This window comes from Klebsiella huaxiensis, from assembly GCF_003261575.2.
GTDB lineage: Bacteria > Pseudomonadota > Gammaproteobacteria > Enterobacterales > Enterobacteriaceae > Klebsiella > Klebsiella huaxiensis.
Window position 1 is genome coordinate 3,734,678 of record NZ_CP036175.1, and the last position, 24,588, is coordinate 3,759,265.

Sequence of the window (24,588 nt, forward strand, 5' to 3'; positions counted from 1 at the left end):
CCTTAAGTATTTATTTGCAAACGTGACGACTGGTTTCTTGATTTACGGAATATGAAAGCTGGCAACGCTGATGGCTCTTTTTTCCCCACACCACATGTAAAGCGCCACTGCTGTCTGGGACTCTGGCATATAACATTCCCCCTTGTCCCACGACTCCGATTGCCATGTCATTGCTGTCATAGACCTCAGCCCCCAATGGCGGCGCATTACCATCACTGAGGGTTACACTGGCAAACCATGGGTAGCCAGTACGGGTCGCAAATTTTACCTTCACGGCCGCACCGGAGTCAGGAACGACGACCGTGCTGCTTGAGACAATCTCAACTTGATCGCTAATTCCTTGTGGATCGAGATCCAGCCAGTTTTCTGTAAACGGGTTCAGATAAGGGACAATGGTGTAACCACGATTATCCACTGGACGTCCAATACGATTCGCCACCGTCGCACCGGAAGCCCAGGGGGCCTGTACAATGGCGAATGTTTCACCAATATCAGGTGTTGCAATCACCCCTCCTTCATGTGCAACTAACGCACCGGAAGTCCCGAGGGAATACTGTTGCTGATTCTTGCCAGTGCTGGCACTCGCATTCAGATAGGCATAATTCGTTCTGTAACTACCGTTTGCCCCAATTGAATTCTCATGGCCCCCTTCCTTTGGCATATCGTAACTGGTCGTCAAACCATAGCTAAGTTCGTTCTTTTCACCTTGGCTCCCGGTGTAAGTAGCTTGTAACTGGTTGCCGTTATTCTTGTCGTAATTTAAACGAGTATGAATATTGTCATTACCGCCAATAGGTATAGAAAAAGAAATGCCAACTATTTGGTTATTTTTATAGTTAGCATCCTGACTTTTCTGTGCATAGATATAGTAGCCCAGGCGTTTAAAATTGTTCGAATAGCCTAGCTGATAGGAGCGATATGTACCGTGCTTCCAGTTTTCACTCCATATTCCATAAAATGACAAGCTACCACCACCAATTTGTTGCGACAGGTTGGCTGTGTACCTTGTCATTTCGCGGTAAGTATAGTTGTCACGATCGTTAGCCGATGCCGCATCACGAATTGAAATATACCTTGCATCGTTACTGTGACTCATCGATAAGGAAACTCTGGTATCACTGGTAAATGATTTTGTTGCCGAAATGCGCCAGCGATAGCCATCCTTCCAGTCATCTTCAACCGTTTTCCAGGAAGAACGCGTAACATCAACTGCCAGTGCTCCCCAGTAAGTATTTAATGCACTACCGACAAGAGTGGAGTAATACCCCTCGGTTCCGTTTGCCCCCATATAGCCGCTAATATAGTCATTAAAACCATACTGCAGCGTTAATTCTCCGAATCCCGGACGCTCTGAGATATCACTGTCATCCAGATATCCCATCGACAAATCATAATACAGCGCTTCCTTACGAACCAGACCAGGTATGGAAGCATAAGGCACAGTAAACGTATCCTGGCTGCCATCGGCCTCATTAATCGTCACATTCAGATCGCCACCTGAATTCGTTGGATAGAGGTCAGCAAAGGCAAATTTACCTGGCGGAACGGTGGCCTCATAGAGTAATGAACCATTTTGAGTGACAGTGACGCGCGCGTTTGTCCGGGCGATTCCCGTTACCGTGGGTGCAAAACCACGTCGTGACCCAGGCAGCATCCGTTTATCAGTCGCAACCCTGGCGCCAACGAAACTGACGCTGTCGAAGAAGGTTCCATCTGTCCATCCCTGCCCGAGCCTAAGGGTTGAGCTCAAATCGAAAAGACTTTTCTCGGCGTATGTCGAAATATTATCCCAATGAGCATCGCTGTCGTTTGCCTGATAACTAGACTGATGGTAAAAGCGCCAGCCGTAAGCACGAAAACTACCATCAAGCCCAACATAACTGTAATTATTACTTTCGCCATGATTAATGCTCTGATAGCTGTTCGCCTGATAACGTAACACGGCTGCTGGTACACCAACATCGATACTCTCCGGATTAACCTCGCCTCGATACTTTGGTTGTTGTAACTCCTGAGGGACGGTTAAATTTAACGCATTCTCCCCGACATCATAACTCCATGAAATGCCCACATTGAGTTGCGATAAATGGATACATAAAGCCTTTTCTGGCCACGTTTTATCTTTGAGTCTCATCATTCGAAATAGTGTTGGTGTTACACAGAGCTCAATTTTCTCTCCCACTTTCTGTAGTTCGAATTCAACTTCGCTCGCATACGAACCATTTATGTAAAGTTTACTGCGATAATTCCCGATATTCATCGGGTTACCATACTTAAATTTCTGGAGATCTATATGTGTCGCATTATGCAAATGTGCACTATTGAAATTAAACGCCTCTTCTGACCATGCGACACTCCATGGTATTATCACTATTAATCCAACATTGATCTCCCTTAGTTTCATAATAACTTCCTTTACTGAGGATAATTATGAGTCACAACAGCACCATAATCATTGATGGTTGTGAAACTGAACTTGCTTGGCATTGTTTTAAGTGTACGCTCTTTGCTATTTATGCTCATCGTTGAAAATGGCGCCACCATACCCGCAGATTGTTTATTCCCATTAATGGTGATGCTATCAATAGTGACGTGCCATGGAGATGGGTTATTCACAGAGAGTGTGTTATTTTCCTTGTGAAATCTCCAGATTAGCGATTTGGCAGCCTCGCTGACATTTCCCTTTAATGTTATCGGACGATAAAACAATTTAATGCGGGAACGAATCGATAACTGTAGATAGTTGCCATCTTGACTATTTTTAGGTTCTGGAGGTATATCCAACATGTTAAACCAGTATAATGACTCACGATCTTGTGGAAGAGCTGTACCGCTATAAATCAAACGATAGGACTGTCCCTTTCCTGGTTCAACGCGAATTATTGGCGGCAGAACCACAAAAGGAGCCAGATCTTTTCCTGTATTATTTTGTATCGTACCACCATCAACCCATACTTGCGTCAGTGACGGCATATCTCCTGAATTAGTAACCCTGATTGATACCTCTTTCCGGTCAGATGGAAAGATAACTCTGGTCCCATCAATAACAACACTTGCATTCGTGAAAGGTATACATACGGATATAAGAAACGTAAAAACATAACGAGTCATATTTCAACACCTCCCTGTTCTCAGGACAGGCAGCCCCTAACGGAGCTGCCTTAACGTGTTACGGATAAACGATAGTGAAGTTAATGTAGGAGCTCACCCTCCCAGCCTCAGCGGCATTCGTCGCAAAGTAACGGGCATAGAAAGGTAGTGTCGCAGAACCATCGACAGGTGTGACAATAGTAGAATTACCACCTGTTATTTTTCCAGTCACTGTATCAATAGTCTGGTTTGCAAGATCAATTACGCCATAATTATTATTCAGTAGCTCGATATCAACGTTATCCGCGCCATTATCTGAACCACCAGTAGGAATAGAATTTTTTAGTCGCCCCTCCGTAGAGACATACTCATTCGGTTCAAAATAGACCGAAACGTCCGAAGCACTTGCACAATTCTCAAGACCAATAGTGAAAGGTGTTGTCCCCGCAGTCTGATTGGCGGCAGACAATGCAGACGCCTGGACTGTTGGTAGTGTGACAATCTTATCTTTATCACCGCTGATGACAGTACAGGTATTAGTAATAATCTCACCATTGAAGGTCACTTTGCCATCAGCAGCCTGTGCCGATATTGGGGAACAGATCATTACTACCGCTGCTGACGCAATTCCTTTGATGAATATGTTCATAATTAACCCCTTATCTGTAATTTTCAAAAATTTACATAACACTCATCATCAAGCCACATAAAAAACACAGCGCCCCTCCGACGCATCATATTAAAATATTGAAATGCGTATTCTTCATTACCTCTGATACATTTTGAAACATGCTGTGCAATTGCATCTAATCATTGTTCCAGGCATTTATTCAAGGCTTAAAAGTAAGATATGTAATGATAAAATTTAAATAATCCTAAACACCTGCGTTTAAAACGCAGATAATGAAGGATTTTCATCATGAAAAACAACGAATTATTATCAAGATTGTTATTTCAGCTAAAAATATAAAAATGAGGCGTTGCGCACTAATTATAATTAGAGACCTTCTCATCCCCCAATCTACGCCGTCAGATTTTACTAAAAAGAGTATGTCATATTCACACTCAGCACTTACGGTGACCTACATTAGTTGTCTTTTCATTGCGACATAGATGTGCATAAAAGGAGTGAATCGTGCTGATAACCTTATCTAATTCCTACTATTTTAACTTTGCTCTGAGTAGCTATTTTTCTGATACTCGTAATGAAGAATCACTGATTGATGAAGTATGTAGCTATCCATCCATAGCAAAAGATGAATTAATGCATGATCTACAGAACACATTGCGCGGTAAAAAATTAAAGTTTATTGTTGTCGATCACACCGCGATAAACATTGAAACATTACAGTTCATCATTCTTTTACGTACATTTTATCCGTTAGCACGTTTATTTATTATAAAGAAACCTAATGTGGTTTTTGATGAGCTTGTCAGATTATATATAACAATTCTTGATGCTAAAATTTGCCTTAGTTTATCAGAGATTTTTATTTCGATAAACGATGTACATGCTCATTCCATACCACCTGCGGATAAAATTTACCTGGCTACAACGTTAAAATTTGGAATAACAAAAGAAGAAGCGTCGGTGATTTGTTTGATGATGAGTGGAAGTCCATTATCACAGATTGCAAAAAATCAAAAATGTGAACTCAATAAAATATATTACCATTGTGCCAGAGCTCGAAATAAAATGCAGGCCAAAGATAATAATACACTAGTAAAATTAATCCATTCAGAGTTACTTAGTTATTACATAACATATAAAGAATACTAAAAAATGGGCCATAATGCCCTCTCGCTACTTTCCTGAAGGAATAATGCGTTTATCGAACGGTTCAACCGAACATACCGGACAGAAATCCTGGATTTTTACCTGTTCAGAACCCTGAATGAAGCCTGGGAAATTATGGAGCACTGGCTGATGGAATATAACAGCGAGCGTCCTCATGAATCCCTGAATAATCTTACACAGGAAGAGTACCGGCTGATGACAGAAAAAATGGAAATCTCAAAAAGTGCGTGGAACTAAAACAGGTGTGCTTACAATATCAGTCGCTAGTATCTAAATCGCTAGCTTCAACATTCATTATAACGTATTAATAGTAAACCTGCGTCAACTTTCTTGGTTACTTGAGATAGATGTTGTTTTTTAGCTGCCATCATCCCGAGCACTCCCCATCTCCTGCCCAAATCGTACTGAATCACCCGCACCTAATGTATATCTCCAGTTTACGCGTCCCGGCCCAAACAAGACGATGACAGTTGAACCTAGCTTAAAATGCCCCAGCTCTTCGCCTCTTTCGAGTTGAAAGGTCTTATTCGCAAACTCTTTATAGCGAACTGATTTTACACGTTGTTCCTGTGAATTTATTTGACCTGCCCATGTTGTAACAATCGATCCGACGATCATTGCCCCAATCAGAATGATTGCCATGGGTCCGTGCATGGTATCAAATAGACAAACAACGCGCTCGTTACGAGCAAAAATATTTGGTACCAGTCTGACAGAAATGTCATTGACAGAAAAGAGCTTACCGGGAATAAAGGTCATCTCACGCAAGGAGCCAGTCACTGGCATATGCACGCGATGGTAGTCCCTTGGGGATAGGTATACGGTGGCAAACGCTCCTCCAGAAAACATCAACGCATGGTTTTCATTGCCACCAAGCAGCGCTGCCAGATGGTACTCATGCCCCTTTGCCTGAAATATTCGCCCTTGCTTAATGTTACCAATCTGGCTGATGGTGCCATCCGCAGGGCTGAGAATATATCTATCTCCATCAGGAATTGGTCTGACACTAGTTTTTAAGGTGCGGGTAAAAAAGGCATTGAAACTATCATAATCTTCAATATCTTCGATAAAAGCGTCATCCATATTCACATCGTAATGATGCACAAACCAAGTAATAAACGTCGTTTTCAACCAAGAAATTCGACATTCTGCTAATATACCAATTAACCGGGATAAAAGATGTTTAGGTACTATATATTGAACCAAAACAAAAATACGGTTTTTAAAAGACATTCAATCGCCTCCGTGTCAGAAAAAATCGATATGATTTATAAAAACATAACCAATGAATATTATTCCAGTTTAGCAACGAGACGACAAGGCAGAATATCTTTATGATTAAGATAGATATTCTTCTTATTGCAATCTCGTTTTTTACAAGAATTAATCGTAAAACCTAGAAAGATTAAAATAAAAAAATAACATCATGAGAATTCTATTTCTGAAATTTGCAACCTATGCATCACCCAAAGGAAGTATATTAACACCTGAGTAATTTCTCTCTGACCGGATAAACTCGAGAGTCTACACTTACATTTTAAATTTTAATATTTGAGTCTCTGAGATATTTCAAATACTATCTAATAGACATATTAAGCTTTATATCTTACCAAGGAGCAGACAAGAGATGACGATTAAATAGCAATAACGTCAAATCCAGCGACGTGTTTTTTCTGGTATTCAACCCATTCAGGTCCAAAAATACGCTGTATCGCCACTTCTTCATACCGAATATGCAGGTGTGTCATCAAGAACATAAGCAGCAGCGTGGCAAAAATACCAGGAACGCAGTTCAGCAGCAACGTGCTGGAAAACTGGATTCCTGCAAACCCCAGGTAAACAGGATTACGTGAAAAGCGGTAACAACCATTAGTAATTAATACATGGGCTTTATTCACCTGTAGCACATTTATGGTTGTCTTGTTCAAAACCAACTGTGGCAGACTGGAAATGATGACGTATACCGATATGACACCTGTGATAATGGACAGACAAAATGAGAGGGTTGGTGAAATGTTTTTTTCCGCTCGGTAACTGCAGGCCAGGAAATCAAAATATCAAAGACTAAAAAAAGCAGGGGTAATACGGGGGGAACAAGCCATTTTCGAAGTCGATTATAGAGAGGTGACATTACTCATCCTTGGTCTTAACGCCGAAAAGCAACCCATTTTAAACTATAAAAGGAGAGCCATAGCGAAACAGCATACCACCCCTGGTGCACTATTACGCTATGCTCTTTCCCGCTTAATTATTTTTTAATGTATGCGACGGCTTCGATTTCTACCAATGCATCTTTTGGCAATTTCCCTGCCTGAATACAAGAGCGCGCCGGCGCACCAACATCACCAAAAAATTCGGTATACACTTCATTAAATGCGGCAAAGTCTTCCATTCTGCCCAAGAAACAGGTGGTCTTAATAACCGTATCCAGTGATGCACCTGCTTGCTCCAGCACCGCTTTAACATTGAGTAGAGACTGGCGTGTTTGTGCCTTCACTTCATCTGCAGGAAACGCCATCGTTGCCGGATCAAGTGGCAACTGACCGGAAGTGAAGACCAGATCGCCAAACGAAATGGCTTGCGAATAAGGTCCGATAGCCGCTGGTGCAGATTCAGTGTTAATAATCGATTTCATTACTTTCTCCTGTAAATTAATAATATCATGTCCCGCTTAGTTATCAGCAGGCAAAAATAACCCGTAGGCCACTGATATTTGACGTGCGTGATTTATATTCGGTTAGATCTACGACAGCTCAATATCATGCAGTATTCGCATGCAGTGTTGCTTAATAAAATGAGTAAAATCGGAGACATGGTTTTCATTCAAATGTTCAGTCAGCGATGCCAGCCATATTTCCGATATTAATTTATTGCTCGTGATGGATTTTGCAGTGACATATTTTTTATCCAGATATTCAGCCACCGCCCACACTGGGAGTGCCGCAATACCCCGATGGCTGGCTACCTGTTGCACAATAGCCATTGTCAGCTCAGTGGTTTTTCTGCGTACCGGGATGTCCATTGGTTTTAACAATTTCCGGTAAAGATCGATGCGGTCTTCAGGCACTGCATAAGTAATCAGTGTTTCGTTGCGAAAATCATCAGCTTCAAGCCACGGCTTTTTTACCAGTGGATGGTCATTAGCCATAATAGCCACCATCTCATACCTGAAAAGCGGGCTATAGCTGACCAGTTCCGTAGGATCAGCATCATCGACAATCGCTACGTCAGCCCTGTTTTGCAGTAACAATCCAATGGGGTCCGGCTGAAAACCCGGCAATATCTCAATATCAACGTCTTCCCATTTGTTCCTGAATTCATCCATCACCGGCAGCAACCAACCGTAGCAGGTATAGCACTCCAGTGTCACTCTGAGCATCCCATGCTTGCCACTGGCAAAATGATAGAGCTCACGATCGGCAAGCGCCAGCTCACCTAACACGTTATCGGCTAAGGATAACAGTCGCATACCAGCCTGAGTAAACTGGACGGGAGACGATTTACGTACAAAAAGCGTTACGCCGTAGTGGTCCTCAAGCGACTTAATCTGATGGGAAAGCGCGGACTGTGTCAGTTGCAGTGCAGCCGCGGCTCGCGTCAGGCTTCCCGTCTTACGCAAGGTAACAAGGGTATATAAGTGTTTGAGATCAATTGGTATATCCACTGTAGCTTCCGCAAAAATTCATTAATGACATCAGTATAGTAAGCCACATAACACCAGGTGACCTGCCGTGATTGCGCAGCAACCCGCTGGCGCAATCACGGATAGAAGGATTAATCTTCCAGATGGCGCAGAGCCTGATCGAGGTCTTTGACCAAATCAATGGGATTCTCTAAACCAATCTGCAGACGGAACGCCTCACCTTCATACGGCCAGTGGTATTCAGGGCGGTCTTTACGTGGATTGAATGGGATCGCCAGGCTTTCGAAGCCACCCCATGAGAAACCAATGCCAAAATATTCCAGGCTATCAATAAATTTCTCAACAGACGCTTTTGAATACTGAGGCTTCAACACCACGCTGAAAAGGCCGCTTGAGCCGGTAAAATCGCGCTTCCAGAGTTCATGACCCGGGCATGACGGCAATGCAGGATGCAAGACTTGCTCAACTTCCGGACGTTCCTCAAACCACTTGGCAATTTTCAATGCCGAAGCCTGGTGACGTTCAAGACGCAGCGACATTGTGCGCAAGCCACGCTGTGCAAGGTAGACATCATCCGGGGCTGCATGCAGACCAAACAAATAGACGAAACGACGAATTGCCAGCCAGGTTTCTTTATTGGCGGTAATCAGACCCATCTGCGCATCAGAGTGGCCGACGATGTATTTAGTGGCAGCATGGACTGAAACGTCAACTCCGTGATCAAAGGGTTTAAAGAACAAGGGAGTCGCCCATGTGTTATCAATAATCACTTTGGCATTACGCTCATGAGCAATTTTAGTGATGGCCGGAATATCCTGAATATCAAAGGTCTGCGACCCTGGGGATTCAGTAAAGACTACCGTCGTGTTTTCTTTAAAGAGATCGACAATACCGCTGCCAATTGACGGGTCAAAGAAAGTGGCAGAGACACCCATTTTTGCCAGTACATTGTTGACGAAACCACGCGTTGGCCCGTATACACTGCCACTGACAAGAATATGATCGCCCGTTTTAACCAGAGCCAGCAGCGCACTTGTACATGCAGCGAGGCCGGTCGGAACTAACAGAGAGCGGTAGCCGCCTTCCAGTTCTGCCAACGCTTTTTGCACGGCGAAGGTAGTCGGCGTACCGAAGCGGCCGTAATACATGACTTCATCTTCTGCATCTTCAAACAGCGCCTGATGACGCTCACTGAGCTCTTTGCAGTTCTTAAAGATAACCGTAGATGCATGGTAGACCGGTGGGTTGACTACGCCACCGAAGACTTCCGGATCAAACGGACCATGACAAAGATATGTTTCTGCTGACACCTGGTGATCAAAATTGTGATTCGACATTTTTCCCTTCCTCTTCTTACTACACTTACTGACTCATTTATTTCTGCCCTTTTCCAGGATGGATTAAGAGGGCAACTCATTCAGGGAACGTTTCAACCTTAGCACTGCTTCTTTCAGATGCTCGTCCGATACGGTTACATATGACATCCTCAGCGTTGAGCGATCTGGCTGATTACAGTAAAAAAATTCCCCTGGTACATAGACGACACCCTGGCTCAATGTCTTGCTTAGCCATTCAGTGGTATTCATTTCGTATTTGAACTTCGCCCAAAGAAACATTCCACCTTTCGGCTTATGGAATGTCAGATGGTCACCTAATTCTTTTTCGAGCTGGTCACTCAAGGTCTGGCACTTTTGTTTATAGGACTCACGAATAATCTCAATTTGAGTCTCCAGGCGACCAGTCAGTAAATAGTGATACGTCAGCGATTGAGAGAGCGCGCTGGTATGTAAGTCTGTCGCTTGCTTAAGGTTAACTACAGCTTTTTTCAACCAGTCAGGTACAATTACCCATCCCACACGGGCACCTGGTGTGAGTATTTTTGAAAATGTCGATGTGTAAATAACATTTTCAGTATTATCCATTTCTTTCGCATAAGCCTTTAACGGCTTAAACATTTGCTCAGTGAAGTTAATTTCACCATAGGGGTCATCTTCGATAATAACAAAATTATATCGCTTAGATAACTCAACAAGTTGTTTACGTCTTTCCCCAGAAAGTGTTACACCACCAGGATTTCCGAATGTCGGCACGATATAAACAGCTTTAATAGTGGTTGTTTTTATTAATTGTTCCAGTTCATCGACAATCATTCCATCAGCATCTGTACCAACGGTGGCAAGATTGGCTTCTGCTAACTGGAATATTTGTAAGGCGGCAAGATATGTCGGTTTTTCAACCACAATCACATCACCAGGATTAATCAATGCACGAGCAAGAATATCAAGAGACTGCTGAGAACCTGAGGTCACGACAACATCATCAACATCGCAAACGATCATTCTCTTAAGCAAAAGATGGCAAATAAGTTGGCGTAACTCTGGATTACCCTCACTTAATCCATATTGAAAAGCATCCTTCCATGAATGCGTTAAAACATTATCCATGGCCATCTGTAATCCCTCACGTTCGAACAGTTCGGGATTGGGAATACCACCGCCTAATGAGATTACGCCTTCCATCTTACTGTGTTTTAATAATTCCCTGATTGCTGACGATTGCAGGTTTTGTACTTTTTTGGCAATTTTTATATCTGACATTTTCTACACCTTATTCACTTTATCTCAGTCTTAGTATCATACGTCAGACTTTTTGATAATTATTTTCTGCACTGTGTTGGTCAAACTGAAAAATTTGCGAATCATCATGAATTAAATTAATAATAATCCGCAATATAACTCATAATGCAGAAATCAAACAAAACATTGTTGCCTAAAGCACAAACCTGCCACTCACTAATTTTTTCGCAATAATAATTAAGAGAACAACATGACAAATGGCCCAATACACATCAGCATGCCAATCAAAATAACGTAATAGACTGATGCCCCACGCAAATCGACGAATTTATCATTTTTTAGGATAATCACGCCGGGTACGATACAGCTAATAAGACCATAGGTCACACCGCCAAACACAAATACTTTCAGAATCGGGAAGTTAGTTAATACAATCAACCACAACACCAGAACAACCATAAAGAAAGCAGTAACGGTATTGAATTTCTCGCTATTATTTTTTTGTTTAAAGACTTTCTCAGCGGCAACCTTTATTAGGCCTACGAAAGATTCATGCACTGCCAGATAGAGCGCCAGGAATGCCGTCACGATGGAGAATACGTTGAGGATCACACTCATGTATTTAACAGTGGCACCCGGTATTACTTTTGCCGCCAGAGCAAGTGCAGAAATGTTGTCCTGATAAGCGCGTAATGCATCTGCTTCACTTATAGACAATACGATAGACACAACAAATAGTAATACAGTTGCGACCAGAATCACATAGGCCACTTTGTGTACACGCAGTACTTTGTATTTCGCAACTTCTTTATCTTCTTCACGCTTTTTATAGGCGATGTTCATCGGGTTCAGGATCCCTACAAACATAATGGAGAAGATGGCAAAAGGCAGAGTCGGGAATGTACCAACAACCAGGTGACTGATGCTTGGTAATTCACCAATGTTGTTCAGGTCCCAGAATGGCACAACCACGAAACCAATAGCGACAATGATCACTAGTTTCACGGCAATCATACTGCCTGAAACTTTGAACAGCATCTTCTCGCCTTTGGAGGCAACCAATGACAGTCCTGCTATTAGCAAAAGTGACCACCACCAGTGTTCGGATAACGTCTGGGTCGTCAAACCGAATGTTTTCAGGTAAGAGGCACTGTCATTGGTAATGGCAAGTGCATATTCTACCATTGATTTCAGCATGGTGATGGAATAAAGCGCTCCAAGGAATACTCCCCAGCGACTACCGACATAACTCGTAATAATGCTGAGATAAGAATCGTGTTCATCACTCCGCGCCATGGTTTCAATGAACAACTTCTGCATGTAGAAAACCGCGGGGTAACCCAGGATAACTGCAAGGGCGAATACCCACACGCCTTTCAGACCAACCTGTAATGGGAAAAAGACAATTCCGGAGCCTATAGCGGCACCGATACACAGCACCACCCATCCCAGATCATACATGGTGAAGGGTATATTCTTTTTATTAATCACTTCGTTATTAATTCCTACACTCATAGGAGTCCCCACTCAACTATAAATAATCAACCCGGCCTGAACATGACAACAAAATATGCTCTTACACTTTGTCAAACTTGCATGGGAAAGTTTCACTAAAATTTATGCCGATATTTACAATCAAATAACCACGTCGTTATTAATGATTGAATAGAGAGAGCTTTACACACGGGAAAACCTATGGCGATTGAATATTAGAGAAAACAGTTTCCACTTTCATTCACATCTAATTATTTAAAAAATCATGATCGACCACTCAATTATTTATTTTTTGTTATCGCCAAATGTGATCTAAGCAATAGATTTTCATGTTTATACTTTTTGTAACCCGCATTTAAAAATGTGATCTACATCGCATTTTGTTATTTTATGTTAAGACAAGGCCTCAATGTCATTTTCCCAAGCATTCCAGGGCTGCTTTTCTTCAATCAGGAAATCGATAAAAGAACGTACTTTGGGGTTGCGAAACTTGCTGGGAAAGTAAAGTGCATAAAGACTGTGTGTGGGATAGGCATACTTCCCGTCAAGCTTTAGCGGCACCAGCTCACCGCTGGTTATATGCTTACTGAATAGATAAGAAGGTAGCCAGGCAATTCCCTGCCCTGAAAGCGCAGCCTTTAACAATATCAGACTGCTATTAGCCTGCACCGGTGTCTTCGCTTTTATTTCACGATGTGAATGCTGCAATGGCTTATCAGTGCGAAGTGTCGGCGTCAAGCCGGGGTATACCAAGCATTCATGACTGGTCAGCTCAACACGCTTTGTCGGTGTGCCCATCCGCTGCAGATAGGCAGGAGAGGCACAATACATCCAGCTAATTTTGGAGAGTTTTCGGGCTGCATAATTCTGCGGCGGCGTAGCGGTAATCCTCAATGCAATATCTACATTGTTTTCATTGAGATTAATAAGGTGGTCATCAAGGTCCAGAATGAGTTCTGCATCATGATTTTTTTTCCGATACTCTTCAAAAATATCAATCAAATGTGCATAACCAAATGCGACGGAACAGGTAATTTTCAATACTCCATGGGGGTGATTAAAATAGCCGCTGGTTGTATTAACAATATCATCAAATTCATTTAACAATTCACTTGCCCGTGAGACAAAATATTCACCAACGTCGGTCAACTGAAATGTCCGCGTGGTTCTTTGAATAAGTGAAACTCCTAGTTTCTCCTCCATGACAGCAAGACCTTTACTGACCGCAGAAGGGGTAAGATTAAGAAGTCTGGCCGCTTCAGAGACCCCTTTTCCTTCGCTTATTTTAACCAGCATTTCTATCTGTTTGATTGTAAGTGGTATTGTCATATCGTCTACTCTAAGGTGATGTGTATAAATTTTGGTAATTAAGATTTGAAGTGGCTCATTTGATAGCAGCAGTATGTGTTGAAAAAAAATCACAACCAAAGCAGATTTACTTTAATGCCTGGATAGTTTTTCTTTCATTAAAAAAGGCCTGTGCAAAAACATGCACAGGCCTGATCCAAATCATCACATCAATTTGCGTTAATCGCTTATGAGGGAGTGTTCGCTTTATAACGCAAAACATAAACCCATGGGCTTAGGCCCCTTTTATTTATTTTGGTGCCTATGCTTTCATGCCTGCAGCCGACATCAAAAAACGAAAAACCATTGAAACAACGCCCAATGCCAGGACACTGAGTGCCCATATCACAATCATCCACACAACGCCTTTCCAGAAGATAAACCGTCTCTTCTCTGCAAGTGGTTTCATCATGTTATCTCCTCAGTGGTACCCTTCTCCGGCACGGACTTTTCCTCTAAAGACGTAGTAGCTCCAGAAGGTGTACCCGAGGATAACTGGCAAGACAGGCAAGCTCCCCGCCAACATAAACGCCAGGCTGATTTCTGCAGAAGCGGCCTGATAAATCGTTACCGAAGGTGGAATGATGTTTGGCCATATACTGATACCTAGACCTGAAAATCCAAGAAAAATTAATAATAGTGTTAATAAGAAAGGGGTGTAGTGTGCATTTTTACGAATACCCTGTATAACGCCCCAAAAACTGATTAACACCAGTACTGGAACCGGCAAGAACCAGAACAGATTGGGTAGCGTAAGCCAGCGTTTAGCGATGGCTGGATGAGTTAACGGAGTCCATACGCTGATAATCCCTATAACCAACAACAGTGCGGTTAGCAGCGGCAGCGTTAAACGGAACATCTTTTTCTGCAATCGACCTTCCGTTTTCATGATTAGCCATGTTGACCCTAGCACGCCGTAAGCAATGACCAGACCTGCACCGCAAAACAGTGCAAAAGGTTCAAGCCAGATGAGAGGTGAACCGGCATATTCTCGTCCATTGACCGGCAACCCATTGATTAAGCTACCGACAACCACACCCTGCATAAAGGTCGCCAAAACGGAACCGGCAATAAACGCTTTATCCCAGTGCTGGCGGTGTGCAGGAGGGGCTTTAAAGCGAAATTCAAACGCTACACCACGGAAAATCAGCCCAATCAACATCAGCGTGAGTGGAGCCGCCAGTGCATCCGCGATGACCGCGTAGGCCAATGGAAACGCACCATAAAGACTGGCCCCTCCCATAACAAGCCAGGTTTCATTGCCATCCCAAACAGGAGCTACCGTGTTGATCATCAGATCGCGTTCCGACGCGTCTTTATTAAAGGGAAAGATAATCCCTATCCCTAAATCAAAACCGTCCATCACGATGTACATCAGGGTGGAGAAAATAATGATGCCGAACCAGACAAGCGAAAGGTCAATCATTCTGGCTCCCTCCCTCAGCATGATTCATGGCTGAAAGTGGACGTGCGGGCGTATTCATTTGACCGGGCCCCCCCTCCACTGCCTGATGCCCTTCTCCCTCCACGGGTCCCTGCTTAATCAACTGCATCATATAGAGGTACCCCACACCAAATACGGAACTGTAGACCACGATAAAGGCCAACAGGCTCAAACTCATGTGCAGATCACCATGCGCCGAGACCGCATCCCGGGTTCGTTGCACGCCATAAACAACCCACGGCTGACGACCAATTTCTGTTGTGAACCACCCCGCTAAAATGGCAATCAGCCCGGATGGTCCCATCAGCAATGCAAACCAGAGAAATGGTCGATAGTGATAAAGTCGCTTTTTATAGCGCAGCCACAGGCTGAAAAAACCCTGCGCAATCATGAACAGTCCCAGACCGACCATCAACCTGAAGGACCAGAACACAACAAGCGAGTTAGGCCTGTCCGCAGCGGGATAACTTTTAAGAGCAGGAACCTGTTTCGTCAGGCTATGGGTCAGAATAAGGCTGCCCAGATAAGGAATTTCAACCGCATATTTGGTGCGTTCCTGCGCCATATCCGGCACACCAAAGAGGATAAGCGGCGTAGCTTCACCCGGTCTGTTTTCCCAGTGCCCTTCAATGGCAGCAATTTTTGCTGGCTGATATTCGAGGGTGTTCAGGCCATGTCCATCCCCCAGAAAAGCTTGTATGGGTGGCACAATCAGCGCCATCCAGAGCGCCATGGAGAACATCTTGCGGATAGCCGGAGTATCGTTCCCTTTGAGCAAATGCCAGGCACCCGAGGCGCCCACAAAAAAAGCACTGGCGAGGAATGCGGCCGTGGTCATATGCACCAGTCGCCACGGGAAAGAAGGGTTAAGGACAATCTTTAGCCAGTCTTGAGGGACAACCACGCCGTTTTCAATAATGTACCCCTGCGGTGTATGCATCCAGCTGTTGGATGCCAGGATCCAGAAGGTGGAGATAAGCGTACCCAGCGCCACCATGCAGGTGGCAAAGAAGTGCAGCCCAGGCCCTACTTTGTTGCGGCCAAAGAGCATGACTCCAAGGAACCCCGCCTCCAGGAAAAAGGCCGTGAGAACTTCATAGGTCAACAGCGGGCCAGTAATGCTTCCGGCAAATTGTGAGAAACCACTCCAGTTAGTGCCAAATTGATAAGCCATCACCAACCCGGAGACCACGCCCATGCCAAAGTTCACGGCAAAGACTTTTGACCAAAAGTGATAAAGATCCTCATAAATGCCCTGGCGTGTTTTCAGCCACATGCCTTCAAGGACCACAAGATAGCTGGCAAGGCCAATAGTGATTGCCGGAAAAATAATATGGAACGACACCGTAAAGGCAAATTGAATTCGTGCAAGATGAAATGCATCTAAGCCAAACATATTCTCTCCTTATTATGGGCGAAATACTTACTCAGGACTGAGTTCCCGATGATTTCGCCCATAGCATCACCTGCAGATTTACCTGCTGGGATATCCGGATAATATAAATAACGAGGTGATATTAATTAAATATCCAGCGCAACCAGAAAACGAGAAACCATGTTATAAGCAGCAACAGTGGCTACGGCTTCTACCGTTTTAGTATCACCAATCCATGATTTTAATAACTCGATCAGGTCAGCATCCACGGTAACATTTTTTGTTGACTGGTAGGTAAGAGAGAGCAGTGCCAGCTCAATTTGGTTAAATAAGGTCTCATCAACAACGGCTTGTTTCAATGCCTGCGCTTTTGCTTCGTTGCCGCCTGCTTGCAGATATGCCGGGTAATGCACCCCCCATTCAAATTCTGCGTTGTTCAATACCGCAACACGCAACATGATGAGTTCACGATATTCAAGCTCAAGGCTGAAATTTGCGCGAACCCGGCGCAGAAGTTCGTTCCAGCCAGTAGCCAACGGGAAACTCTTAAGCAAAACCCTATCAATACCAATTAATTCCCCACCGGGCCGACGCGCTTGCATCGCTTCCAGCAACTCCGCAGGAACAGGATCATTATCCTGCCATGGCATAACACGTACATTACTCATAGAATCCTCGTGCAGATGAATTTTTATATTTCGTAATTAGAAGGCTTGTTTATTCTTAATCCAGAATATGCGAAATCAGGGTATCGAAATCGCTTTTAGATCTGACACCCGCAAACTCCATAACCACCTCTCCCCTGACAAACAACTTGAAGAAAGGAATAGAACGAATGCCATGTTGAGCCGCTAATTCTGGTTGCTCATCGACATTCACTTTAATAATTTTTAATTTCCCTTCATTCTCCTGTGCAATTTCGTCAATGACAGGGGAAACAGAACGGCATGGGCTACACCAGGGTGCCCAGAAATCAATTAAGACAGGAAGCTTTGCTTCCAGTACTTCACTCGAAAACTCTTCAACAGACAGCTCTTTAATTGCCATAATTCTTTTCCTTTATATTTTTTTGCAGGTGGTTCTATTGATTCACTGTGAGAACCATGCGGAATTTGGCCTCGCCCGAGCGCATTTTTCGCCAGGCCTGCTGCGCGTTTTCCAGTGGCAGAGTTTCAATCATGGCGCGCACATCGGTCAGCAGGCTGAAATCCAGGGCTTTCTCTAATTCAACAGGTGTCCCGGTAATGGCACCCTGTACAGAAATTTCCCTGCCTACCATAAAGCCCGGCATCAGTGACAAGTTGTCTTTTCCAACCCCCACCACCATCAATTTCCCTTGAGGGGCAAGTGCAGGTACAAGCGCAGATACGGCAGAACTATCGGTGATGGTCGACAAAATTACCTGCGCTCCCCCTAACCCTTTAATCACTTCTACCGCATCCTCTTTATTGATATCGATATAAACGTGCGCCCCAAGTGCCTTAACGTCCTGAGCGATGTCATCACCCCGTCCTACCGCGACCACACGAAATCCCATTTTTCGCGCATATTGCAATGCGAGATGGCCAAGCCCACCCACACCCTGAATGACCACGGTATCACCCGCCTGGGCCCGGGATTTTCTTAACGCGTTGAAAGTAGCAATACCGGCGCAGAGCAAGGGGGCGGCGTCTACGGAAGAGAGGTCTTCCGGGATAGCCACCAGCCCCGTGGCTCTTGCAAGCATATACTCCGCATACCCGCCATCACGCGAACTGCCGGTGACTGGCTGATTTTGACAAAGATTAAAGTGACCAAGACGGCACTGCTCACAGGCGTTACAGTGCCCGCCCAGACGGCCAATACCGACACGCTGTCCTGGTTTTAAATAAGCCGGGACCTGCTCTGACACTTGAACGATAGTACCCACCACCTCGTGGCCGGGTACTCGAGGATACTCTACCCCTTTCTCAAGTCCTTCAATGGCCCCCGTATCAGCACCACAGATGCCACAAGCTTCCACTTTTATCAGCACCTCGCCTGGGCCGGGAACCGGTATCACACGTTCGACCATTTCCAGTTGACCTGGAGTTGTGACTTGCATGGCTTTATATGTCTTTTTCATTACGTCTCTCCTTGTCATTTCATTCGGAAATGGATCCGGTGTTTGATGCCATCTTTGCCGTCAGTCGGTTAACACCTTCTCGTGCCGCTTCAATAGCACCCGCGAGATAGCCGGGAACCGTCGCAGACCATTCACTGGCAATGCCTGTCAGGCAATGCGCCCACTCACCTTCGGCAGGAAAAGCAGGGGGAGCATGATGCTCTGCCTGTAACACTAAATCGTGTGGCGTGGCCGTAAAGGGATCGGCTGACCAGTCTTTAAGAAACTCAGCAATGGGAAACGCGGCTTTATCACCAAATAGCCTGACCATCTGCGCACGGCACAGTGAAAGCACGGTATCTTCCCCAAGCGACTGGCGAGATTGCGCGGGAATGCCGAGAAAACCAAAAAGGGCATTGACCCCACCAGGCACGGATACGTCATGCAACTCACCCAGCGGGCCGACCATACTTCGCCCTTCACCGGACAGCCCATCTGCCGTCCAGAATGATTCATCATAGAGCGCAATATATTTTGCCTGCGGTGCCATCCACGTGCCGGTATGCCCCCAGTCGTCTGTTAATTTTTTGGGTAGTGAAGGGGTAAAGTGAATAGTGTTAGCCAGCATGGGAGGCAACGCCAACAGCAGATGTTCGGCCTGTACGACGAGATGCTCACCGCTCATTGTGATGCCTCGTAGCGTGATCTGTTCGTCCGCACGTTCGGCATGGGTGATACGCACGCCGGTGAAGATATTTTCTGCTGGCAACCGTTGTTGAAGTTTTTCTATCACCTGAGACATGCCATCACGCACACGCATGGCAGGAGGGGAAGAGACATATCCGGGGTGGCGAGAAATCGAACCGATGGAGCGTTCATACAACAAATCACCCGCTTCATTTTGCGGGATAAGCGCAACACCCAATTCCGCGAGCACCCTGACCACATCAGGCTGTACGGCAGGCCAGATCCAGGTTGCACCTAAATCAACGCCCGTATTTCCGGCCTGCTGGATGCGCCCTCCAGTAAACTCCCTACCTTCAAGCAAGAGATAATTGATATTGGCTCGCTCCAGCAGACTGGCGGCATATAAGCCACTTAAGCCCGCGCCGACGATAGATACCTGCGTTTTTATCATTGTGCGGTTTCCTGCATTGCTGAAAGATGGCCTTTTTTTATATACAACAACGTATTGTCCGATCCGGCACTGAACACCAGCGATTGTGCGACGGGAATGCGTAGCCAGCTTCCTTTCCCGTGAATGCCATTTCCCTCGATCAGGGCGCCCTCCAGAATGAACAGTTCTGCACCACCGATTAGCGCAGGCTCAAACAGCAGCGTCCCGGTCATCAGGCTCAGCAGGGCGGCGCTCTCTTGTTCGTTTTCAAACAGAGGGCAAATTTTTAATTCGCCATCCTCATACCAGTTCACAGCATCACGGGTATCAATACGAACTCGTGGGTGCTTGCCCGTCATCATCTGCCCAAGTTTGACGAAAATCGTAGTACCATTTTGGCTATGAGGTTGATGAGAGGAACCCGGCGGATTTCGTAAATACCACCCGGCAGGGTAATTGCTCTCCCCTTCGGAAAATTGACCAGCCAAAACCAGAATTTCTTCTCCACCCGGATGGCGATGGAAAGGGAATGTCGTTTCAGGAAGATAGCGAACAATACTGGTGGCGCGTGCAACCTCTCCACCGATCCGATCCAGCATCACTCGATCAACACCCGCTTGTGGCGAGTTAACCCATTTATAATCTTCATTGGCTATAGTGACTCGCCGGTTAAAATCGTGGTTAATCAACATCCTGAAATCCAGAGGTATCAATAAAAAGTGACTCTCCTACAGGAGAGTCACGGAGCGAAGGTTATTTTGGCAATGCGTCAAACGCATCGAGGGCATGGCTTGAGTAGACCAGCGCAGCTCCCGTATTCAGGGTAATAGCGACAGCTAACGCCTCTGCAATCTCTTCACGTGTTGCGCCATGTTTCGCAGCAGCTTCTGCATGAACAGACAAACAACCATCGCAGCGCGTGGTGATAGCAACCGCCAGCGCAATCAGTTCATGGGTTTTGGCATCCAGATGCCCGGACGCTGCGGCACCTTTCTCCATTTTGTCGATACCCTGCATAAACTCAGGCTGCAGGCCCGCAAATTTACCGACGGCAGAGCGTAATTCTTTACGCAGTTCAGTCCAGTCCAGATACATGTAAACCTCTTTAAGCGTTAGGGTGATTACGCAACAGCGTAGATACGCACATCAGGTGCGCTGTTCAGATAAGGTTTCAGCGCTTCAACTACATCGTCGGTGAAGAGCTGAGAACTCAGGTAAGCCTGCGCCTGTTGTTCAGTTTTAAAACCATGCAGAACCTGAACGTCTTCTTTGCGCACCAGCAGTTCTTTTGATACCGCACCTTCAATGTTGCTGAGGAAAGGTGCTTTATATTTTTGGTACACCGCTGCTGCCGCAGCACGGTTGTGTTCACTGATATCCAACGTAATTTGCAAATAAGCCATGGTTAACTCCTGGATTCGATTAATTACCGGTCGGTCATAAATACAGCCGAACGCGTCTCAAATGTTGCACGGTGTCAGGCCTCTTCATCCTCTCCCGGATAAGAAAACAGAAAGAAAATCTTTTTGTTTAAATCTGACTCATAGCTAAGCCATTTGAGAGGTTTGTTATGATCACCCTCACCGTTTCTGCATTATGTTAATGATCTTCAACCGAAACAAATGAGATAATCTTGATTATATAAAAAGGTTTTCTATCTAATATGAAGATACCCACTCATCTCAATGCATTACGCGCCTTCGAAGCCAGCGCCCGTCACCAGAGCTTCTCCCTGGCAGCCGAAGAGTTGAATGTTACCCCTGCAGCCGTCGGCCAGTTGGTGCGTTCCCTGGAGGACGTGGTGGGTTACCCGCTATTCCATCGCAGCAATAACCGACGTGCCGCCCTGGTGCTAACGGAACCCGCGATACGCGCATTACCCGACATCCGCGCCGGATTTCAAAGCCTGAACCTTGGGATGACGCTTCTGCGTGAAGGCGCAACAAATGGCATTCTCAATGTCACGATCAGCCCCGCCTTTGCAGCGAAATGGTTGCTACCACGAATTGAAGATTTCCAGATCCGCTGGCCAGACATTGATGTTCGTCTTGAAACCAGTCTTAAAATCCTCGATTTCACCGCACAGGGTATAGACGTGGGGATTCGTTACGGGTTGGGTCAGTGGGAAGGATTACAGGCAGAACTATTGATGTCCGAAGAAGTGTTCCCGGTTTGTGCGCCGTCAATGATGTCTTTAAATCCGGCCCTAAATTGCCTGACTGGCGTCCCGGAACAGACGCTGATCCACGACCTGTCGATGGAACATCACAAAGATTTTATTACCTGGGAGCAATGGCTAAAGCGTTTCAATGTCCAGGCGATTGCCCGAAAACCCGGGCTCAGAATCAATAACTCAGCGGCAGTTTTGCAGGCCGCGATTGATGGGCATGGCATTGCGCTGGCACGTAGCATCATGGTTGAAGATGACCTTAAAAGTGGTCGTCTGGTCCGACTTTGTCCTGAGGTGTCACTGCCCAGCCCGCTGGCCTATTACCTCGTATATCGCCCCGGTTGCGACAGCCTTCCTAAGATTGCCTGGTTCCGCGAATGGGTTATCCAGCAAGCGGAAATTGTTAACCATAAACGCTCCCCTACGGAATGATATTATCCCGGCAACATTAAGGCTACTACGATTAATGCTTAGGAATTAATCAAACATGTGCATAAATAGCCATCGTTTAATTTAGTAATAATTCGATGGCTACAAAGGCTAAATAACATGTATAGCTCTGAGTAAAAAATAAATAGCCGCACCTAATAGCATGCTGGCAAAGATAATGTTAAGTACGCGCTGCCGTTTTTTGAGGCGATTAACTACACTTGCACCTCCCCATCCACCAACCGCCCCGCCAATAATCAACCACATAACGTAACTGATATCTATTGGATGCGAAGGACTGTAACTTAATGCGGTAATCGACCCCATAAAACTAATAATCAACAGGGATGTAGCAATTGCCTTCACCACACTAAAATGGAACTCATAAACCAGTAAAGGAACAACCAAAAAACCGCCACCAATCCCTAATAACCCAGATAAACCACCCGCAAGCAGGGTGAATAACCATGAGCGGATTGAAGAAGAATGAGTGCAATTTTTTATAATACGACTATTTGCACTCGTTCGCTTTGTAAATATTTTCAACGAAACAAACATCATGACGATGCTAAAAGCGCCCGAAGAAAGTTATTTCACAGTACAGCGATTTTATTTTTCATGACCCCAACTCACCGCACATTGGCTCTCAAAATCCGAAACTGACGCTGGCCGTTTTTACGGATTACAATTGCCTTTACTGCAAAAAGTTTGATCCTTACCTGGAAAAGATTGTTGAAAAATATCCAGATGTTGCTGTGGTATTCAAGTTCTTACCCTATCGTTCCGAAAGTTCGGTCACCTCGGCAAGAGACGCATTAACTGTATGGCGTGCGCACCCTGAGCAGTTTATGAAATTTAACGATATCTTGATGGCGAAAAAGGGATATCACGATAACGCCAGCATTGAGGAAGCGAAAAAGAAAGCGGGAGTCATTGTGGGAACACCTGACGATCAAAGCCTGGAGACAATCAAGAAAAGCCTTTCTATCGCCGAGAAGTTAGGCATACAGGGAACACCGGCAACGCTGATTGGCGATGAAATCGCTATCTGGCTGGATCCCTTTTGAACAATTCGATGCCATGGTCAGCGATGCGCTGAAAAAACAGTAATAAACTTCTGGGGGACGATCCCCCAGAACGTCGAGACGATATGATGAAATATATTATGCTAATGGCGGTCTGGATGATTCCAGGGTTGGCTTTTTCCGAGGTTTCCGTCCCCCAGATAGTTAAAAATTTCGGAGAGCAGCAAGGGATAACTATCATCAAAATGATAGATTCGCCCGGAGGTGTTAAAGGCTGGATAGGCAAGTATCAGGATATGGGGGTTAACTTGTTTTTAACTCCTGATGGCAAACACGTTATCTCGGGGTATCTTTATGATGAAAAAGGTAAAAATCTGAGTGAGGAGTATTTCAAAAAAGAGATTTATGTCCCTTTGGGCCGCGAAATGTGGAAAACGCTGAATAGTGCCCGCCCCCTAAAGGAAGGCGTTGATTCAGCTCCCAGGAAAGTCATTGTCTTTGCCGATCCATTCTGTCCCTATTGCAAAGAGTTCTGGTCCGAAGCACAGCCTTGGGTAAAAGCAGGTAAGGTACAGCTGAATACACTGCTGGTCGCTTTTCTAAACCCCAAAAGCGGAAGAAATGCGACAGCGCTCCTAAATGCCAGCGATCCGGTAAGCGCATGGAATGAGTATGAGCTTTCTGGTGGTAAAAAATTACCGCGCTTTGACGGTGTCACTCCCCGGGAAACGTTTAATCTTCTTCAGCACCACCAAAAACTGATGGATGACTTAGGGGCTAGTGCGACTCCGGCAATCTATTACATGAATGATAGTAATGAGCTACAGCAGGTTATCGGCATGCCTGACGTAGGGCAACTGGTCGATATGTTCGGTCCAAAACCCTAAATAAATCACTGGTAGCGCCAGAAGGCGTGTTCAGGGACTGGTTCTCTTTGGGACAGCTCTGGCGCTATTTTTTACACTCGTTGAATTGCCACAACTTCAGTAGCCATCTG

Annotated in this window: 25 protein-coding genes and 2 pseudogenes; 5 read left to right on the forward strand and 22 right to left on the reverse strand. The window is 45.1% G+C overall.

Translation table 11 applies throughout. The annotated features are described in order from the left end of the window. Positions 1 to 10: 10 nt before the first annotated feature. The 3 genes from DA718_RS18030 to DA718_RS18040 are packed head-to-tail and all read right to left on the reverse strand — an operon-like array spanning position 11 to position 3,739. A complete protein-coding gene (locus DA718_RS18030) occupies positions 11 to 2,404 on the reverse strand; it encodes a fimbria/pilus outer membrane usher protein (protein WP_112215267.1) in 2,394 nt (797 codons plus the stop codon). Between the two features lie 11 nt (positions 2,405 to 2,415). Next, complete coding sequence (locus DA718_RS18035) at positions 2,416 to 3,111, reverse strand: fimbrial biogenesis chaperone (RefSeq protein ID WP_112215268.1); 696 nt, start codon at positions 3,109 to 3,111, stop codon at positions 2,416 to 2,418. A 58-nt stretch (positions 3,112 to 3,169) separates the two neighbouring features. Continuing rightward, a complete protein-coding gene (locus DA718_RS18040) occupies positions 3,170 to 3,739 on the reverse strand; it encodes a fimbrial protein (protein WP_112215269.1) in 570 nt (189 codons plus the stop codon). A gap of 486 nt (positions 3,740 to 4,225) precedes the next feature. Between DA718_RS18040 and DA718_RS18045 the strand changes: the two genes are divergently transcribed. Further along, the gene (locus DA718_RS18045; RefSeq protein WP_110276299.1) at positions 4,226 to 4,870 is read left to right on the forward strand and encodes a hypothetical protein; all 645 of its coding nucleotides are present in this window, start codon (positions 4,226 to 4,228) and stop codon (positions 4,868 to 4,870) included. A 42-nt stretch (positions 4,871 to 4,912) separates the two neighbouring features. Further along, a pseudogene (locus DA718_RS18050) lies at positions 4,913 to 5,125 on the forward strand (integrase core domain-containing protein); the annotation flags it as partial. Between the two features lie 120 nt (positions 5,126 to 5,245). Here the strand turns inward: DA718_RS18050 and asd are convergent. The 18 genes from asd to DA718_RS18140 all read right to left on the reverse strand — a co-directional run bounded on the left by asd (position 5,246) and on the right by DA718_RS18140 (position 21,370). Then, positions 5,246 to 6,121 carry an archaetidylserine decarboxylase gene (asd, locus tag DA718_RS18055; protein WP_112215270.1) on the reverse strand — a complete coding sequence of 292 codons (876 nt, stop codon included), beginning with the start codon at positions 6,119 to 6,121 and terminating at the stop codon, positions 5,246 to 5,248. A gap of 401 nt (positions 6,122 to 6,522) precedes the next feature. Beyond that, positions 6,523 to 6,822 carry a methyltransferase family protein gene (locus DA718_RS18060; RefSeq protein ID WP_323808936.1) on the reverse strand — a complete coding sequence of 100 codons (300 nt, stop codon included), beginning with the start codon at positions 6,820 to 6,822 and terminating at the stop codon, positions 6,523 to 6,525. Positions 6,823 to 7,136: 314 nt separating this feature from the next. Continuing rightward, on the reverse strand, positions 7,137 to 7,523 hold the full coding sequence (locus DA718_RS18065; RefSeq protein WP_112215272.1) for a RidA family protein: 387 nt from the start codon (positions 7,521 to 7,523) through the stop codon (positions 7,137 to 7,139). 108 nt (positions 7,524 to 7,631) lie between these two features. Further along, positions 7,632 to 8,552 carry a LysR family transcriptional regulator gene (locus tag DA718_RS18070; protein WP_112215273.1) on the reverse strand — a complete coding sequence of 307 codons (921 nt, stop codon included), beginning with the start codon at positions 8,550 to 8,552 and terminating at the stop codon, positions 7,632 to 7,634. A gap of 110 nt (positions 8,553 to 8,662) precedes the next feature. Continuing rightward, the gene (gene metC, locus DA718_RS18075; RefSeq protein WP_112215274.1) at positions 8,663 to 9,868 is read right to left on the reverse strand and encodes a cystathionine beta-lyase; all 1,206 of its coding nucleotides are present in this window, start codon (positions 9,866 to 9,868) and stop codon (positions 8,663 to 8,665) included. Positions 9,869 to 9,931: 63 nt separating this feature from the next. Then, positions 9,932 to 11,128: an aminotransferase-like domain-containing protein gene (locus DA718_RS18080; RefSeq protein ID WP_112215275.1), complete on the reverse strand. Its 1,197-nt coding sequence runs from the start codon at positions 11,126 to 11,128 to the stop codon at positions 9,932 to 9,934. A gap of 216 nt (positions 11,129 to 11,344) precedes the next feature. Continuing rightward, positions 11,345 to 12,622, reverse strand: a complete 1,278-nt coding sequence (locus DA718_RS18085) for an amino acid permease (RefSeq protein WP_112215276.1) — start codon at positions 12,620 to 12,622, stop codon at positions 11,345 to 11,347. Between the two features lie 372 nt (positions 12,623 to 12,994). Continuing rightward, complete coding sequence (locus DA718_RS18090) at positions 12,995 to 13,930, reverse strand: LysR family transcriptional regulator (RefSeq protein WP_112215313.1); 936 nt, start codon at positions 13,928 to 13,930, stop codon at positions 12,995 to 12,997. 280 nt (positions 13,931 to 14,210) lie between these two features. Beyond that, on the reverse strand, positions 14,211 to 14,357 hold the full coding sequence (locus DA718_RS18095) for a DUF2474 domain-containing protein (protein WP_112215314.1): 147 nt from the start codon (positions 14,355 to 14,357) through the stop codon (positions 14,211 to 14,213). Between the two features lie 12 nt (positions 14,358 to 14,369). Beyond that, positions 14,370 to 15,374, reverse strand: a complete 1,005-nt coding sequence (gene cydB, locus DA718_RS18100; protein ID WP_112215277.1) for a cytochrome d ubiquinol oxidase subunit II — start codon at positions 15,372 to 15,374, stop codon at positions 14,370 to 14,372. Further along, positions 15,367 to 16,788, reverse strand: coding sequence for a cytochrome ubiquinol oxidase subunit I (locus tag DA718_RS18105; protein WP_112215278.1), 1,422 nt, complete (start codon positions 16,786 to 16,788; stop codon positions 15,367 to 15,369). The genes cydB and DA718_RS18105 overlap by 8 nt, the downstream gene beginning before the upstream one ends. A 125-nt stretch (positions 16,789 to 16,913) precedes the next feature. Continuing rightward, a complete protein-coding gene (locus DA718_RS18110) occupies positions 16,914 to 17,435 on the reverse strand; it encodes a carboxymuconolactone decarboxylase family protein (protein WP_112215279.1) in 522 nt (173 codons plus the stop codon). Between the two features lie 55 nt (positions 17,436 to 17,490). Next, on the reverse strand, positions 17,491 to 17,814 hold the full coding sequence (trxA, locus tag DA718_RS18115) for a thioredoxin (protein WP_112215280.1): 324 nt from the start codon (positions 17,812 to 17,814) through the stop codon (positions 17,491 to 17,493). 34 nt (positions 17,815 to 17,848) lie between these two features. Further along, complete coding sequence (locus DA718_RS18120; protein WP_112215281.1) at positions 17,849 to 18,871, reverse strand: alcohol dehydrogenase; 1,023 nt, start codon at positions 18,869 to 18,871, stop codon at positions 17,849 to 17,851. Between the two features lie 19 nt (positions 18,872 to 18,890). Further along, a complete protein-coding gene (locus DA718_RS18125) occupies positions 18,891 to 19,988 on the reverse strand; it encodes a flavin monoamine oxidase family protein (protein ID WP_112215282.1) in 1,098 nt (365 codons plus the stop codon). Further along, positions 19,985 to 20,659, reverse strand: a complete 675-nt coding sequence (locus DA718_RS18130) for a cupin domain-containing protein (RefSeq protein WP_112215283.1) — start codon at positions 20,657 to 20,659, stop codon at positions 19,985 to 19,987. Before DA718_RS18130 ends, DA718_RS18125 begins: the two co-directional genes overlap by 4 nt. Positions 20,660 to 20,720: 61 nt before the next feature. After that, a complete protein-coding gene (locus DA718_RS18135) occupies positions 20,721 to 21,062 on the reverse strand; it encodes a carboxymuconolactone decarboxylase family protein (protein ID WP_112215284.1) in 342 nt (113 codons plus the stop codon). A gap of 26 nt (positions 21,063 to 21,088) precedes the next feature. Continuing rightward, the gene (locus tag DA718_RS18140; protein ID WP_112215285.1) at positions 21,089 to 21,370 is read right to left on the reverse strand and encodes a hypothetical protein; all 282 of its coding nucleotides are present in this window, start codon (positions 21,368 to 21,370) and stop codon (positions 21,089 to 21,091) included. 260 nt (positions 21,371 to 21,630) lie between these two features. Between DA718_RS18140 and gcvA the strand changes: the two genes are divergently transcribed. Beyond that, on the forward strand, positions 21,631 to 22,569 hold the full coding sequence (gene gcvA, locus DA718_RS18145; RefSeq protein WP_112215286.1) for a transcriptional regulator GcvA: 939 nt from the start codon (positions 21,631 to 21,633) through the stop codon (positions 22,567 to 22,569). A 108-nt stretch (positions 22,570 to 22,677) separates the two neighbouring features. Here the strand turns inward: gcvA and DA718_RS18150 are convergent, their stop codons facing one another. Continuing rightward, on the reverse strand, positions 22,678 to 23,127 hold the full coding sequence (locus DA718_RS18150; protein ID WP_112215287.1) for a TSUP family transporter: 450 nt from the start codon (positions 23,125 to 23,127) through the stop codon (positions 22,678 to 22,680). A gap of 20 nt (positions 23,128 to 23,147) precedes the next feature. Here DA718_RS18150 and DA718_RS18155 point away from each other — a divergent pair. Both DA718_RS18155 and dsbG read left to right on the forward strand, forming a co-directional pair. Beyond that, positions 23,148 to 23,676, forward strand: a pseudogene (locus tag DA718_RS18155) (DsbA family protein); the annotation flags it as partial. A gap of 43 nt (positions 23,677 to 23,719) precedes the next feature. Beyond that, positions 23,720 to 24,478, forward strand: coding sequence for a thiol:disulfide interchange protein DsbG (gene dsbG / locus DA718_RS18160; RefSeq protein WP_112215315.1), 759 nt, complete (start codon positions 23,720 to 23,722; stop codon positions 24,476 to 24,478). The last annotated feature ends 110 nt before the right edge of the window (positions 24,479 to 24,588 follow it).

Excerpts from the sequence above, each read along its gene's own strand:
- dsbG (WP_112215315.1), top strand. The coding sequence starts at position 23,720 with ATGAAATATATTATGCTAATGGCGGTCTGGATGATTCCAGGGTTGGCT.
- asd (WP_112215270.1), bottom strand. The coding sequence starts at position 6,121 with ATGTCTTTTAAAAACCGTATTTTTGTTTTGGTTCAATATATAGTACCT.
- DA718_RS18095 (WP_112215314.1), bottom strand. The coding sequence starts at position 14,357 with ATGAAACCACTTGCAGAGAAGAGACGGTTTATCTTCTGGAAAGGCGTT.
- DA718_RS18085 (WP_112215276.1), bottom strand. The coding sequence starts at position 12,622 with ATGAGTGTAGGAATTAATAACGAAGTGATTAATAAAAAGAATATACCC.
- DA718_RS18135 (WP_112215284.1), bottom strand. The coding sequence starts at position 21,062 with ATGTATCTGGACTGGACTGAACTGCGTAAAGAATTACGCTCTGCCGTC.
- DA718_RS18110 (WP_112215279.1), bottom strand. The coding sequence starts at position 17,435 with ATGAGTAATGTACGTGTTATGCCATGGCAGGATAATGATCCTGTTCCT.
- DA718_RS18120 (WP_112215281.1), bottom strand. The coding sequence starts at position 18,871 with ATGAAAAAGACATATAAAGCCATGCAAGTCACAACTCCAGGTCAACTG.
- gcvA (WP_112215286.1), top strand. The coding sequence starts at position 21,631 with ATGAAGATACCCACTCATCTCAATGCATTACGCGCCTTCGAAGCCAGC.
- DA718_RS18105 (WP_112215278.1), bottom strand. The coding sequence starts at position 16,788 with ATGTTTGGCTTAGATGCATTTCATCTTGCACGAATTCAATTTGCCTTT.
- trxA (WP_112215280.1), bottom strand. The coding sequence starts at position 17,814 with ATGGCAATTAAAGAGCTGTCTGTTGAAGAGTTTTCGAGTGAAGTACTG.
- DA718_RS18125 (WP_112215282.1), bottom strand. The coding sequence starts at position 19,988 with ATGATAAAAACGCAGGTATCTATCGTCGGCGCGGGCTTAAGTGGCTTA.
- DA718_RS18140 (WP_112215285.1), bottom strand. The coding sequence starts at position 21,370 with ATGGCTTATTTGCAAATTACGTTGGATATCAGTGAACACAACCGTGCT.
- DA718_RS18030 (WP_112215267.1), bottom strand. The coding sequence starts at position 2,404 with ATGAAACTAAGGGAGATCAATGTTGGATTAATAGTGATAATACCATGG.
- DA718_RS18130 (WP_112215283.1), bottom strand. The coding sequence starts at position 20,659 with ATGTTGATTAACCACGATTTTAACCGGCGAGTCACTATAGCCAATGAA.
- DA718_RS18065 (WP_112215272.1), bottom strand. The coding sequence starts at position 7,523 with ATGAAATCGATTATTAACACTGAATCTGCACCAGCGGCTATCGGACCT.
- DA718_RS18090 (WP_112215313.1), bottom strand. The coding sequence starts at position 13,930 with ATGACAATACCACTTACAATCAAACAGATAGAAATGCTGGTTAAAATA.
- DA718_RS18040 (WP_112215269.1), bottom strand. The coding sequence starts at position 3,739 with ATGAACATATTCATCAAAGGAATTGCGTCAGCAGCGGTAGTAATGATC.
- cydB (WP_112215277.1), bottom strand. The coding sequence starts at position 15,374 with ATGATTGACCTTTCGCTTGTCTGGTTCGGCATCATTATTTTCTCCACC.
- DA718_RS18150 (WP_112215287.1), bottom strand. The coding sequence starts at position 23,127 with ATGATGTTTGTTTCGTTGAAAATATTTACAAAGCGAACGAGTGCAAAT.
- DA718_RS18035 (WP_112215268.1), bottom strand. The coding sequence starts at position 3,111 with ATGACTCGTTATGTTTTTACGTTTCTTATATCCGTATGTATACCTTTC.
- DA718_RS18080 (WP_112215275.1), bottom strand. The coding sequence starts at position 11,128 with ATGTCAGATATAAAAATTGCCAAAAAAGTACAAAACCTGCAATCGTCA.
- metC (WP_112215274.1), bottom strand. The coding sequence starts at position 9,868 with ATGTCGAATCACAATTTTGATCACCAGGTGTCAGCAGAAACATATCTT.